Annotated in this window: 10 protein-coding genes; all 10 read left to right on the top strand. The window is 74.0% G+C overall.

Annotation, left to right across the window (positions count from 1 at the left end):
• On the top strand, positions 1-823 hold an 823-nt coding region (locus FJ251_08090; protein MBM4117692.1), incomplete at its 5' end, for an NAD-dependent epimerase/dehydratase family protein.
• Positions 787-1,794, top strand: a complete 1,008-nt coding sequence (locus FJ251_08085; GenBank protein MBM4117691.1) for a glycosyltransferase family 2 protein — start codon at positions 787-789, stop codon at positions 1,792-1,794. The genes FJ251_08090 and FJ251_08085, both read left to right, overlap by 37 nt.
• Positions 1,784-2,695, top strand: coding sequence for a glycosyltransferase family 2 protein (locus tag FJ251_08080; GenBank protein MBM4117690.1), 912 nt, complete (start codon positions 1,784-1,786; stop codon positions 2,693-2,695). Before FJ251_08085 ends, FJ251_08080 begins: the two co-directional genes overlap by 11 nt.
• Positions 2,692-5,166, top strand: coding sequence for a YfhO family protein (locus FJ251_08075; GenBank protein MBM4117689.1), 2,475 nt, complete (start codon positions 2,692-2,694; stop codon positions 5,164-5,166). Before FJ251_08080 ends, FJ251_08075 begins: the two co-directional genes overlap by 4 nt.
• Positions 5,163-5,915, top strand: a complete 753-nt coding sequence (locus tag FJ251_08070; GenBank protein ID MBM4117688.1) for a polyprenol monophosphomannose synthase — start codon at positions 5,163-5,165, stop codon at positions 5,913-5,915. Before FJ251_08075 ends, FJ251_08070 begins: the two co-directional genes overlap by 4 nt.
• Positions 5,657-8,029 carry a glycosyltransferase gene (locus tag FJ251_08065; GenBank protein MBM4117687.1) on the top strand — a complete coding sequence of 791 codons (2,373 nt, stop codon included), beginning with the start codon at positions 5,657-5,659 and terminating at the stop codon, positions 8,027-8,029. Before FJ251_08070 ends, FJ251_08065 begins: the two co-directional genes overlap by 259 nt.
• A complete protein-coding gene (locus tag FJ251_08060; GenBank protein MBM4117686.1) occupies positions 8,026-10,374 on the top strand; it encodes a T9SS type A sorting domain-containing protein in 2,349 nt (782 codons plus the stop codon). Before FJ251_08065 ends, FJ251_08060 begins: the two co-directional genes overlap by 4 nt.
• 8 nt (positions 10,375-10,382) lie before the next feature.
• The gene (locus FJ251_08055) at positions 10,383-11,798 is read left to right on the top strand and encodes a polysaccharide biosynthesis protein (protein MBM4117685.1); all 1,416 of its coding nucleotides are present in this window, start codon (positions 10,383-10,385) and stop codon (positions 11,796-11,798) included.
• Entirely contained in the window at positions 11,795-13,006 is a 1,212-nt protein-coding gene (locus FJ251_08050) for a DegT/DnrJ/EryC1/StrS aminotransferase family protein (GenBank protein MBM4117684.1), read from the top strand. The genes FJ251_08055 and FJ251_08050 overlap by 4 nt, the downstream gene beginning before the upstream one ends.
• Positions 12,996-13,219: hypothetical protein (locus tag FJ251_08045; protein MBM4117683.1), on the top strand; the 224-nt coding region annotated here is incomplete at its 3' end. The genes FJ251_08050 and FJ251_08045, both read left to right, overlap by 11 nt.

Raw genomic sequence — 13,219 nt, 5'->3', positions numbered from 1 at the left:
GGGGCGCGCGGCGCTGGCCAGTCCGCGCTACCGCTTCGTCGAAGAGGATCTCGTCCACACGGATCTCGCCCGCCTGCTCGAGGGCTGCGACCTCGTCTTCCATCAGGCCGCCCAGGCCGGCGTGCGCGCGAGCTGGGGCGCGGAGTTCGGCGTCTACCTGCACTGCAACCTGGCCGCCACGCAGCGGCTGCTCGAGGCGATCAAGGCGAGCGGGCAGGACGTCAAGCTCGTCTACGCCAGCTCGAGTTCGGTCTACGGCGCCGCCACCGACCTGCCGATGCGCGAGACCAGCCTGCCGCGGCCCTTCAGCCCCTACGGTGTCACCAAGCTGGCCGCCGAGCAGCTCATCGATCTGTACCGGCTCAACTACGGCCTGCGGGCGGTGGCCCTGCGCTACTTCACCGTCTACGGACCGCGCCAGCGGCCCGACATGGCCTTCTCGAAGTTCATCGCCGCGGGACTCGCGGGCGAGCCGCTGGGCATCTACGGCGACGGCGCCCAGACGCGGGACTTCACCTTCATCGGGGACATCGTCGAGGCGAACCTGCGCGCGGCGGCCTACGCGGGGCCGGAGTACGTCTTCAACGCCGGCGGCGGCAGCCGCGTGACCCTGCGCGAGGCGCTCGCGATCCTCGAGAGGGCGCTGGGCCGGCCACTGAACCTGGACTTCCGGGCCAAGCAGAAGGGCGACGTGCCCGACACCCTGGCCGGCACGGAGCGCATCGAGCGCGAGCTGGGCTTCAAGCCCCGCGTCTCGCTGGCCGAGGGTCTGGCCGCGCAAGTGGCCTGGACGCGCGCGGAGGGAGGGGAGGCGTGCGGCTGAGCGTCCTCGTGCCGGCCTACAATGAGGCCGCGAGCCTGCCGGCCCTCGTCGAGGCGGTGCGGGCGGCGGCTGCCCCGCTCGCGCCCGGGGCCTACGAGATCCTCATCGTCGACGACGGCAGCACGGACGGCAGCGCCGCTCTGCTCGAGCAGCTCGCCGATCGGCATCCGGAGCTGGGCGTCCTGCGCCTGGGCCGCAACTACGGCAAGAGCGCGGCCCTCGCCGAGGGCTTCCGCCGCTGTCGGGGCGAGATCATCGTCACCCTGGACGCCGACCTCCAGGACGACCCGGACGAGCTGCCGCGCCTCGTCGCCGCGCTGGACGCCGCGCCCGGCTGGGACCTCGTCTCCGGCTGGAAGCGCGAGCGCCGCGACCCCATCACCAAGACCGTGCCGAGCCGCTTCTGGAACGCGCTCGTGCGCCGCGTGTCCGGCCTGCCCTTGCACGACTTCAACTGCGGCTTCAAGGCCTACCGCCGCGAGGTCGCGCAGAGCCTGCGCCTCTACGGCGAGATGCACCGCTACCTGCCCGTGCTCGCGGCCTGGGACGGCTTCCGCGTCACGGAGCTGGCCGTCAACCACCGGCCGCGCGCGCACGGCAAGAGCAAGTACGGCGGCCGGCGCTTCCTCAACGGCCTCTTCGACCTGCTCACCATCAGCTTCATCGCCCGCCGCGGCGCGGCGCCCCTGCACTTCTTCGGGCGCGTCGCCGTTTGGCTGCTGGCCATCGGCCTGCTGATCAACCTCTACTTCGGCGTCGCCTGGCTGGTGACGGGCGCGCTGCGCGTGCGGCCGCTGCTCATCCTCGGCCTCATCCTGCTCGTCCTCGGCGGGCAGTTCGCATCCCTCGGCCTGCTCGGGGAGCTGATGATCCACCTGCGCGGCCCGGGCGACGAAGAGCGCCGGCGCATCGCCAGGGAGCGGCCGCCGCGTCTGGCCAGCGGCGACGGGCCGGGCGCCCATGGGGAGTGAGCGCGAGACGCCGGCGCGCCGGCTGGGTCTCGTCGTGCTCAACTGGAACGGCCAGGCGGTGCTGCCGGCCTGCCTCGCCAGCCTCGAGGCCGCCGCGGCCGCGAGCCGGCATCGGGCGACCCTGCTCCTCGTCGACAACGCGTCCACGGACGGCTCCGCCGACTGGGCGGCGCGCGCCCATCCCGCCTGGGAGCTGCTGCGCCTGGCCGAGAACCGCGGCTTCGCGGCCGGCATGAACGCCGGGCTGGCGCTGCTCCTGGCACGGGATCTGGACTGCCTCTGCGCGCTCAACAACGACATCGAGGCCGACCCCGGCCTGCTCGATCCCCTCGTCGCCGATCTCGAGGCGGAGGCGCGGCGCGGCGCCGTCTGCCCGCGCATTCACTACGCCGACCGCCGCGAGCGGATATGGTACGCTGGCGGCCGCGTCAGCCGGCTGAGCACGGTGAGCCGGCACCTCGGGCTGCGGCAGCCGGCGGCCGGCCGCTGGCTCGAGCCGGCGGACACGGACTACCTGACCGGCTGCTGCCTGCTGGGGCGGGCGGAGTTCTGGCGCAGCACGGGCGGCTTCGACGAGCGCTTCGGCCTCTACGGGGAGGACGTCGACCTCTCGCTGCGGGCGCGGGCCCTGGGCTGGCGCCTGCGCTACCAGCCGGCCGCGCTGCTCTACCACCGCGTCGGCTTCGCGAGCGGGGGGCAGCTCGCGGCCGGCAAGCTGCGCGCGCAGCGGCGGGCGGCCGCCGCCCTCGTCGCGCGGCACGTGCCCCGCTGGCGGCGCCCCTGGGCGCGCGCGGCCTGGGCCTGGCACTGGTCCCGCGCGCTGCTGGCGGCCCTGGGCCGCGGCGAGGCGGGCGTCTTGCGCGCGGCTCTGGGCGCGCTGAGAAGGGAGAGCAAGGCATGAAGTCGGCGCTCGATCCGAACGCGCCCGGCGGCCGCCTGCGCGCCGCCTGCGCGCTGCGCGGCGGCCTGGGCGCCCTGGCGGCGGCCCTGCTCTACGCGGTCCTGCTCGCGGCGGTCTTTCCCGAGGCAGTCTTCGAGGGCCGGGTCTTCACGACGCCCGACAGCGTGGCGCCGCGCGGCTTCGGCGACTACCTGGCCCAGCAGGGCCTGAGCGCGCACTGGAATCCCTTCCTCTTCGGCGGCATGCCGGCCTACGCCAGCCTCGGCCACGATCCGGACCTCTATCTGCCCGGTCCCGTCCTGCGCGGTCTCACGCGCCTCTTCGCCCTGCCGCCGCTGAGCTGGCTGCTCGCGCACTACCTCTGGCTGGGGCTGGGGCTCTTCCTCTTCCTGCGCCGCCGCGGCCTGCGGCCCTGGCTGGCCTGGCTGGCCGGCGCCTGGTTCCTGCTGCTGCCGCCGCAGATCGCCATCGGCGCCCACGGGCACGGCAGCAAGGTGATGACCCTCGCCTGGCTGCCCTGGGTGCTCCTCGCCGCCGACGCCCTGCTCGACGCGCTGCGGCTCGGGAGCCGGCTCCGCGCGGCCGCCGGGCTCGCCGCCGCGCTCGCGGGGCTCCTGCTCGCCGCGCACATCCAGATCGCCTACTACGCGCTCCTGACGCTGGCCCTCTTCGCCGCCTGCCGGCTGGTGCTGATCCTGCGGCGCGGCGGCTGGCGCGCGGCGCTCGCGCCGGCCGCCCTCGGCCTCGCCGCGCTCGCCATCGCGGCGGCGGCGAGCGCGCCGCTCTACGGCCCGGTCTGGGAGTACAGCGGCCGCTCGATCCGCGGCGCCGCGGCAGGCGGCGGCACGGGCTTCGACTACGCGACGGGTTGGAGCCTCGCGCCGTCCGAGTGGACGAGCTTCCTCTGGCCGGCGAGCTGGGGCTACGGCGCCGAGAGCTACTTCGGCTTCATGCCGATGACCGACTACGCGAACTACCTGGGCTGGCTGCCCCTGCTGGCGGCCGCCGTGCTCTTCTGGGGCCGCCGCCCGCGCCGCTTCGACCTCTTCTTCCTCGTCCTCGCGCTGGCGACGACGCTCGTCGCGGCGGGCCGCTTCCTGCCCTTCGTCTACAAGCCGCTCTACGCGTTGCTGCCCGGCTTCAATCGCTTCCGCGTGCCGGTGATGATCCTCGTCCTCCAGCAGCTCGCGCTCGCGATCCTCATGGCGCGCGGCCTGGAGCGCGCCTGGCGCGAGCCGGCGAGCCTCGCGCGTCTGCGCTGGCTGACCGCGGGCGCCGCGCTCCTGCTGCTCCTCGCCGCGGGTCTCGGACCGGGGCTGCAGGCGGGGCGCACCCGCGCGGGGCTCCAGGCCCGCTACGGCGCCCAGCTCGCGCGCATCGAGCCCGCGCGCGCGGCGGCCTTCCTCGACGAGCAGGCGGCGCTCGCGGGCCGCTGGTTGCGCGAGGACGCGCTGCGCGCGGGCCTGCTGCTCCTGCCCCTCGCCGGCGTGATCGAGTGGCGGCGGCGGCGCTTCGCGCCCGCGCCCGCGCCGGCGAGGGGCCAGGAGCTGGCCCTGGCCGGCGCGCTCGCGCTCGCGCTCCTCGCCGACCTCGGACCCCTGGCCGGCCGCATCCTGCACCCCGAGCGCCACTGGCCGACCCGCGAGGGCACGAGCCTCTGGGGCGAGCCGCGCCCGACCGCCAGCCGCCTGCCCGCGCGCACGCTCGACTTCCTCAGCCGCAACCTGGAGGGGCAGCGCTTCTACGCCCTGCCGGGCAGCGCCTTCGCGGCCAACGAAGCCGCCGCCGCGGGGCTGGCCAGTCTCGGCGGCTACCACGCGGCGAAGCCCGCCTTCGCCGATTCCCTGCTCAAGGCCCTGCCGACGGGGGGCGCCGAGATCCTGAACCGGATGGCCGTGCGCTTCCTCGTCTCGCCGCGAGCGCTGGGGCTCGGTCCCGGTTTCAGCCCGGCCGGCCCGGCGGGCAGCACCGAGGAGGCGGTCTACCGCAACGAGAACGCGCTACCGCGCCTGCGCCTGGCCGAGCGCGTGCGGGTGGAGCCGGCCGCCGCGAGCCGCCAGCGCCTCTTCACGGGGCAGGCGGAGCCGGGCCTCGTCTACCTCGAGCGGGAGCCCGCTCTTGCGTTCGCCCCGGCGGCGACGCCGCCCGGCGAGCTGCTCGCGCCGCAGTGGGGCCTGGACGAGGTGGCCTGCCAGGTGCGCCTTGCCCGACCGGCGCTGCTCGTGCTGGCCGACCTCGCCTATCCCGGCTGGCGGGTGGAGGTGGACGGCGTCGAGCGCCCGCTGCTGCTCGCCGACGGCCTCCTGCGCGCCGTCGCCCTCGAGGCGGGCGAGCACACGGTGCGCTTCCGCTTCCTGCCGCCGCGCCTCGCGCTCTACGGCGCGCTGCGCTGGACGGCCTGGGCCGCGCTCCTCGCGCTGGCCGGCGCCGGCTTCGCGCCCCGGCGCCGCCGGCAGGAGGCCGTCGCGTGAGCGGCGCCACCGGCACGAGCCTCGTCATCATCCCGACCTACAACGAGCGGGAGAACATCGACGGCGTGATCGGCGCCGTGCTCGCCGTCGATCCCCGCCTCGCCGTGCTGGTCGTCGACGACAGCTCGCCCGACGGCACGGCCGCCGTCGTGCGCGCGCGGCCCGAGCTCGGGACGCGGCTCCATCTGCTCGAGCGGCCGGGCAAGCTGGGCCTGGGCAGCGCCTACATCGCCGGCTTCCAGTGGGCGTTGGCGCGATCGCAGATCGCGAACATCATCGAGATGGACGCCGACTTCTCGCACAACCCCGAGGACCTGCGCCGCTTCCTGGCCGAGATCGAGGGCGCCGACCTCGTCGTCGGCAGCCGCTACCTGGACGGTGTCACCGTCGTGAACTGGCCGCTGCGCCGGCTCGCCCTCAGCCTGGGCGCGAACGTCTACACGCGCGTCGTCACGGGCATGCCGCTCAAGGACGCCACCGGCGGCTTCAAGTGCTTCCGCCGCGCCGTGCTCGAGGCGATTCCGCTCGCGCGCATCCGCTCGGACGGCTACAGCTTCCAGATCGAGATGAACTACCAGGCCTGGCGGCGCGGTTTTCGCATCAAGGAGATCCCCATCGTCTTCACGGACCGGCGCGTGGGGGTGAGCAAGATGAACCGGCGCATCATCTGGGAGGCGGTGTGGATGGTCTGGCGCCTGCGCCTGAAGCCCCTGCGGGGCGGGCGCTGGCCGGCGGGAGGGAGTCCGTGAAGCTCTCGGTCATCTACGTCAGCTACAACTCGGGCGAGGAGATCCTCGCCAGTCTGGCCAGCCTGCGCGCGGCCGCGCCGCCCTGCGACCTGGAGCTGATCGCCGTCGACAACGCGAGCCGGGACGACTCGGCGGCTCGCCTGCGCTCGGCGCCGGGGCTGCGCGTGATCGAGAACAGCGTCAACCTCGGTTACGCCCGCGCGGTCAACCTGGGCCTGGCGGCGGCGAGCGGCGACTGGATCCTCGTGCTGAACCCGGACGTCACGGTGAGGCCGGGCGCGATCGAGGCCCTCATCGATTTCATGGCCGCCCACCCGCGGGCGGGCATCGCCGGCGCCAAGCTGCTCAATCCCGACGGCAGCCTGCAGTACTCCTGCCGCAGCTTCTACACGGTCTGGACCGTGCTGCTCAGGCGCACGCCGCTGGGCAGGCTCTTCCCCAAGAGCCGCGCCCTGCGCCACCACCTGATGCTGGACTTCGACCACGCGAGCGATCGGTCCGTCGACTGGGTGCTCGGCGCCTGCATGCTGGTGCGCCCGCAGGCGATCGCCGAGGTGGGGCCGATGGATCCCCGCTTCTTCCTCTACTTCGAGGACGTCGACTGGTGCTACCGCATGCAGACGCGAGGCTGGCAGGTCTGGTACGTCGCCGCGAGCCGGATGACGCACACCCACAAGCGGGCCAGCGCGAGGAGTCCCTTCAGCCGCAGCCTGCTCGCGCACGTGATGAGCTTCGTCCACTACACGGAGAAGTGGAACCCCGCCGCCTACCTGCTCAAGCGCTACCGCAACCTGATCAAGTTCCTCACGCTGCTCGCCCTCGACGCCGCGGCCGCGGGCGCCGCCTACCTGGCCGCGATCGCCCTGCGCCGCGCCTTCCACCTGGACTACTTCAGCCCCGAGCCCTACCAGCGCTTCGCGCTGCTCTACTTCGTCATCGTGCTGGGCACCTTCTACCTCGCGGGGCTCTATCGCTCCAGCCGCCGCGAGCGCGCGAGCGAGGAGCTGCTCGCCGTGACCCGCGCCGGTATCCTCGCCGGCGTGACACTCATGAGCAGCACCTTCCTCACCAAGGAGCGCATCGTCTCGCGCGCCGTCGTCGTGGCCAGCGTGCTGCTCAGCGTGCTCTTCGTGTGGCTGGCGCGCGGCGGGCTGCGCGCCCTGCACCGGCGGCTCCTGCGCTACTCCTTCGACCTCAGGCGCCTCGTCATCGTGGGCAGCGCCGCCGAAGCCGAGGCGCTGGGCCAGCGCCTGCTCGCCCATCCCGAGCTGGGTCTGGAGCTGGTGGGCCGCGTCGCGGCGACGCCCGCGAACGCGGCGGGGGCCCTCGGCGGGCTCGCCGACCTCGAGCGCGTGAGCGCCGCCGAGCGCGTGCAGGAGATCCTCGTCGCGCCCTCGGCCGGGGACCGGCCCGAGCTGGCGGCCGCCCTCGTCTGGTGCCGGGCGCGCGCGATCGACCTGCGCCTGCTCAGCGACCTCGCCGGTCTCATGGGCCGCGGCGCTCGCGCGGAGGACTTCCTGGGCCTACCGGCCGTGGCCTATCGCATGGAGGGGCTCTACCCGCTGCAGCGGGCCCTGAAGCGCCTGATCGACATCCTCGGTGGGGCGCTCGGCCTCGCCTTGACCCTGCTTCCCGGCTTGCTGCATCTTGGGCTGAATCGCGGCGCGCGCCGGGAGCGTCGCGCGCTCGCGCCGCGCGGTGGACGCGCGGGGCACTGGCCGCTGGTGCTGGGGAGCGAGGGGCGGCCCGTCTCGGACCTGCTCAACCCCTGGGCCTATGCGGCCGTGCTCGGCGGCGGCCTGAGCCTGGTGGGGCCGCTGCCGGCTGCAACGGGCGCTGGGGGTGCTGCCGGCCTGTCGTCGCGGCCCGGACTCACCGGCGCCTGGCGTCAGCCGGGTCGAGCGACGAGCGCCGCCGAGGCGGCGCAGCTCGATGGCTTCTACCAGCGCAACTGGAGCCTGGGGCTGGACCTCCAGCTCTGGCTGGACACCCTGGGCGCGCAGCTGCGCGGCGACTACCCGCCCTTCCTGCTGGGGCGCATCGCGCCCGCCGAGCCGGCGGCGCGCACGCAAGCGGGGCGACCCGCAAGCGGGAAAGGACCGAGTCGAGCATGATGAGCACCCACCGTGCGCTGCGGGCGACGGCCCGCGCGCTGCTTCTCGCTGTCGCCGCTCTGCCGGCGACCCGAGGCCCCGCCCGCGCCGCCTACGTTTGGAGCGCCTTCGCGGACCCGAGCAGCATCGCGGCCTTCGCTCTCGAGGAGGGCGGCGATGGCGTCTGGGCGGGCGGGCGCGGCGGTCTGGTCCGCCTGGACACGGCCAGCGGCGAGGCCGAGGCGATCACCACCGCCGAGGGCCTGGCCGGCATCGACGTCGCCGCCCTGCTTTGGCTCGACGGCGAGCTCTGGGTGGCCACGGCGAGCGAGGGTCTTCAGCGCTATCGGCCCGGCGCCGCCGAGCCCTGGTTCCGCTTCCAGACCTTCCCGCAGGGCCTGGCCTCGGATGCCCTCCGCTGCCTGGTCGCCGATCCCAGCGACGGCCTCTGGTACGGCAGCGACGCCGGCTGCGGCTTGATCCGCGGCGGTACCCACGTCGACCTCTGGAACGAGTTCAACGGTCTTGCGAACAGCGACGTGCAGTCGCTCGCCTTCCTCGCCGATACCCTGCTCATCGGCACCGCCGCCGGGCTCTACCGCATGGATCCCGGTGAGAACCCCGTCGCCGTGCCCGGTCTGCCCGGGCGGCCCGTGGAGTCGATCGCCGTGCTGGCCGACAGTCTCTGGCTCCTCCTCGACGGGCAGATCCGCCGCGACGCCCTGGGCGGCGCGACGGTGTGGCCCCCGCTCGCGCTGCCGCAGGGCGGACTCGAGGTGAAGGCCATCGCCGCCGCGGGGGGCGCCCTCGCCGTCTCCCTCGGCGAGGCCGGCGCCTCGGGCATCAACGATCGCGTCTGGCGCTACGCGCCCGGGGGCGGCTGGACCAACCTGAGCGGCGGTCTGCCGAACGGCTACCACGCTCCCGGTTACAATCAGCTCGTCTGGGACGCCCTGCTCGGCACCGCCACCGGCGAGCTCTGGCTGGGCGGCACGATCACCGGGGGCCTCGGCCCCGGCATTGCCCACCACGACGGCAGCGAGTGGGAGCACTTCCCGCTCGATCCCTTCCCGCTGGGCAGCGAGTTCAACAGCCTCTGCCTGGGCCCCAGCGGCAACTTCTGGGGCATGAGCACGGTCGGCGGCGCCCGTTTCGCGGGGGGAGCCTGGACCCGCTACCCGAGCAAGCCGAGTTTCGGCGGCCTGCCGCGCTTCAGCCTCGACGTCCTCGAGGACAGCCAGGGTTGGCTCTGGCTGAACCGCTTCTCGCTCGCCTTCGGCCGCATCGAGCTCGCCACGGGTACGGAGGAGATCATCGCCGCGGACGGGGTCTTCATTTTGCGCATGCTCGAGGACGCGGCGGGCAACCGCTGGTTCGGCACCGACGGTCAGGGGCTGGACGTCTACACGGCCGGCGACAACTGGCTGCATTTCGACACGGCCAGCGGTCTGCCCGGCAACACCGTCGACGATCTCGCGCTGCTCGGGCCGACGCGGCTCGCCCTGCTGCTGCGCGGCGCCGGGCTCTTCATCTGGGATCACGCGGGCACGCTCGCCACCAGCGGCGACGACGACTGGTGGAGCGTGGGCAGCGGGATCGTGGACGGCGACGATCTGCTCTCGGTGGACACGCAGTTCTCCTTCCTGGCCGCCGGCGCCGATGGCGCGCTCTGGGTTGGGCAGGCCGACGGCCTCGTGCGGGTGATTCCCCGCGACGGCGGCTACCGCGCGCGCGCCCGGCTGGGCGCGAAGACCAGCTTCAGCGAGGGTCTCCTGGGCGCCGCGGTGAGTGCGGTGGCGGCGGGGCCGGACGGCACGGCCTGGGCCGGCAGCGAGCTCGGGCTCTCCCGCGTGCAGCTGGCCATCGAGGTCCAGCCGGGTGGCGAGCTGCTGCGCTGGACCGTGACGAACTGGACCAACGAGGCCGGCCGCGAGCAGCTCGGCAGCGATCTCATCGGCCCCGAGGCGCTGGCGCCCCTGCCCGCCGCCGCGATCGTGCGCGTGGTCGTCGACCCCGCGGGCGAGACGGTCTGGCTCGGCACCAAGGCCGGCCTGGCCCGCCTGGACATCCTCCCCGATCCGGCGCCCAGCGGCGAGCTTCTCGCCGGCGCTTGGCTCTATCCCAATCCGGCGCGCCTCGCCCTCGGCCACGAGGAGGTGCGCCTGGGCGGCCTGCCAGTGGCGGCGCGGGTCAGCGTCTACAACCTCGAAGGACAGCTCGTGCGCGAGGTCGGCCAGGTCGAGCCGGGCGGCGTCGCCTGGGACCTGAAGACCCGCTTCGGCAGCCGCGCGGTGAGCGGCGTCTACCTGCTGCGTCTGGAGGCCGGCGGCGAGACGGCGACGCGCGAGCTGGTGTTGGTGCGCTAGGGAGTGCCGTGAAGAAGATCCTCATCATCGGCGCTGGCGAGGCCGGGCGCATGGTGGCCGCCGAGATCGCGGCCCATCCCGAGCTCGGCCTGGCCGTGCTCGGCTGGCTCGACGACGCGCCGGGGGGGGTCGGCCAGGCGATCGACGGTCTGCCCGTGCTCGGCGCCACCGAGGACCTGCGCGCCGTCGCCGCGCGAGCGGCCGCCGACGAGGCGCTGATCGCGATCCCCAGCGCGGCGGGCGCCGTCGTGCGCCGCCTGGTGCGCGTCTGCCAGGAGGCCGGCCTGCCCTTCAAGATCGTGCCCGGCATCCGCGAGATCGTCACCGGCGCCGTGCAGTTCTCGCAGGTGCGCCGGCTGAATCCCGAGGACCTGCTCGGCCGCGAGACGGTGGACTTCCAGCCCGAGCCCGTGCGGCGGGACATCGCCGGCAAGACCGTGCTCATCACGGGCGCCGGCGGCTCGATCGGCAGCGAGATCGCGCGCCAGGTGGCGCGGCTCGCGCCGGGGCGCCTCGTGCTGCTCGGCCGCGGCGAGAACTCCATCTTCGAGATCGAGAACGAGCTGCGCGATCGCCATCCGCAGCTCGCGCTCACCGGGGTCATCGCGGATCTGCGCGACGGCGGGCGCCTCGCCCGGGTCGTCGCCGCGGTGAAGCCGCAGATCGTCTACCACGCGGCGGCGCACAAACACGTGCCCTACATGGAGGCCTTCCCGGCGGAGGCCTTCGTGAACAACGTCCTGGGGACGCGCAACCTGGTCCAGGCGACGGCCGCGGCCGGCGCCGAGCGCTTCGTGATGCTCTCGACGGACAAGGCCGTCGACCCGCAGGGCGTGATGGGGGCGAGCAAGCGCCTCGCCGAGCTGCTGCTGCTGCGCGCGGCGGCCGCGGGGGGAGCGACGCGCTTCATCTCCGTGCGCTTCGGCAACGTGCTCGCGAGCCGCGGCTCGGTGGTGCCGCTCTTCCAGCGCCAGATCGCAGCCGGCGGCCCGGTCACCGTCACCGACCCCGCGGCCACGCGCTTCTTCATGACGATCAAGGAGGCGAGCATGCTCGTCATCCAGGCGGGCGCGAGCGGGCGGGGCGGCGAGATCTTCATCCTCAACATGGGCGAGAGCGTGGAGATCCTCGAGCTGGCCCGCAGCATGATCCGGCTGTCGGGCTTCGAGCCCGAGCGGGACATCCCGATTCGCTTCACGGGCCTCAGGCCGGGCGAGAAGCTGCACGAGCGCCTGATGACCCGCGCCGAGGCCGAGGTGAGCGAGTTCGGCGAGCAGCTGATGATCATCCGGCCGCAGCTGCCCGCGGGCCTGGACCTGGACGCCCTGCTCGCCGAGCTGGGGGCGCTGGCCGCCGCCGGCGAGGAGGAGACGCTGCGCGCCGGCATGCTGGCCGCCGCCCGCGCCGTGAAGGAGCTGCAATGAGCGAGGCGCGCGGCCCCGCGCTCCCGGCAATCGAAGGCGGCGAGCCCCTGCTCGCCCAGCGCCTGCCCTTCTTCCGGCCCTGCCACGGCGAGGCCGAGATCGCGGCCGTCGTGGAGACCCTGCGCTCGGGCTGGCTGACCCTTGGGCCCAAGGTGCAGGACTTCCGCGCCGCCTGCCTCGACCACCTGGGCCTCGCCCACGGCTGGCCGGTGAACAGCTGCACCTCGGGCCTCTTCCTCGCCCTCGAGGCCCTCGGCATCGGCCCCGGCGATGAGGTGATCACGAGCCCGAACACCTTCACGGCCTCCGTGAACGTGATCCACCACGCCGGTGCGCGGCCGGTACTTGCGGACATCGAGCTCGCGAGCTTCGGGCTCGATCCGGCGGCGGCCGCCGCCGCGATCACGCCCGCCACGAAGGCCATCCTCGCCGTGCACTACGGCGGGCAACTGTGCCGCATCGAGCCGCTCGCGGACCTCGCCCGGCGACACGGCCTCCTGCTCATCGAGGACGCCGCGCACGCCTTCGGCGCCCTCGCGGGCGGCCGGCCGCCCGGCGCCTTCGGCGACATGGCCGCCTTCTCGTTCTACGTCACCAAGAACCTCAGCATGGGCGAGGGCGGCTTCGTCAGCTGTCGCACGGCCGATGCGGAGCGCGAACTGGCCCTGCTCAGCCTGCACGGCATGGACCAGGACGCCTGGAAGCGCTACGGCGACAAGGGCCGCTGGCACTACGACGTCAGCCGCTTCGGCTACAAGTGCAACCTGACGGACATCCAGGCCGCGCTCGGCCTCGTGCAGCTCGCGCGCGAGGCCGAACTCCGCGCCGCGCGCAGGGCGGCGGCGCTGCGCTACCGCGAGCGGCTCGCCGGCGAGGCGGCGCTCGTCCTGCCCTCCGAGCTACCCGGCAATCGCCACAGTTGGCACCTCTTCGCGCCGCGTCTCGAGGACGGGGCCTTGCGCATCGATCGCGACCGCTTCCTGGAGGCCCTGGCCGCCGAGGGCGTGACGCCCAGCCTGCACTTCATCCCCATCCAGCACCACAGCGCGCACCGCGCCTACTTCGGCGATCTCAGCGCGGCGCTGCCGGCCAGCGAGGCCTTCTATCGCGGCTGCTTCAGCCTGCCGCTCTTTCCCGGTATCACCGAGGACGAGGTGGACGCGGCCTCGGCGGCGGTCGCCAAGCTGCTGCGCTACTATGCGCGCTGAGGACGGCGCGGGCATCGTCGAGGTCGCGCGCCTCGACTGGGCGGAGCTCGACGCCTTTCTGGCCACGGCGACGGGCGCCAGCTTCTACCAGTGTTCGACCTGGCTGCGCAGCCTGGAGACGGTCTACGGCTACCGCGTGGGCTGGCTCCTGCGCCGCGCGCAGGGCGAGATCGAGGGCCTGCTGCCCTTCGCGGACTCGACGCGCTACGGATT

Source organism: bacterium, assembly GCA_016873475.1.
In the GTDB taxonomy this organism is placed as follows: Bacteria; Krumholzibacteriota; Krumholzibacteriia; order JACNKJ01; family JACNKJ01; genus VGXI01.
This window is presented reverse-complemented; position numbering and strand designations above follow the sequence as displayed.

Excerpts from the sequence above, each read along its gene's own strand:
- FJ251_08080 (MBM4117690.1), top strand. The coding sequence starts at position 1,784 with ATGGGGAGTGAGCGCGAGACGCCGGCGCGCCGGCTGGGTCTCGTCGTG.
- FJ251_08075 (MBM4117689.1), top strand. The coding sequence starts at position 2,692 with ATGAAGTCGGCGCTCGATCCGAACGCGCCCGGCGGCCGCCTGCGCGCC.
- FJ251_08060 (MBM4117686.1), top strand. The coding sequence starts at position 8,026 with ATGATGAGCACCCACCGTGCGCTGCGGGCGACGGCCCGCGCGCTGCTT.
- FJ251_08050 (MBM4117684.1), top strand. The coding sequence starts at position 11,795 with ATGAGCGAGGCGCGCGGCCCCGCGCTCCCGGCAATCGAAGGCGGCGAG.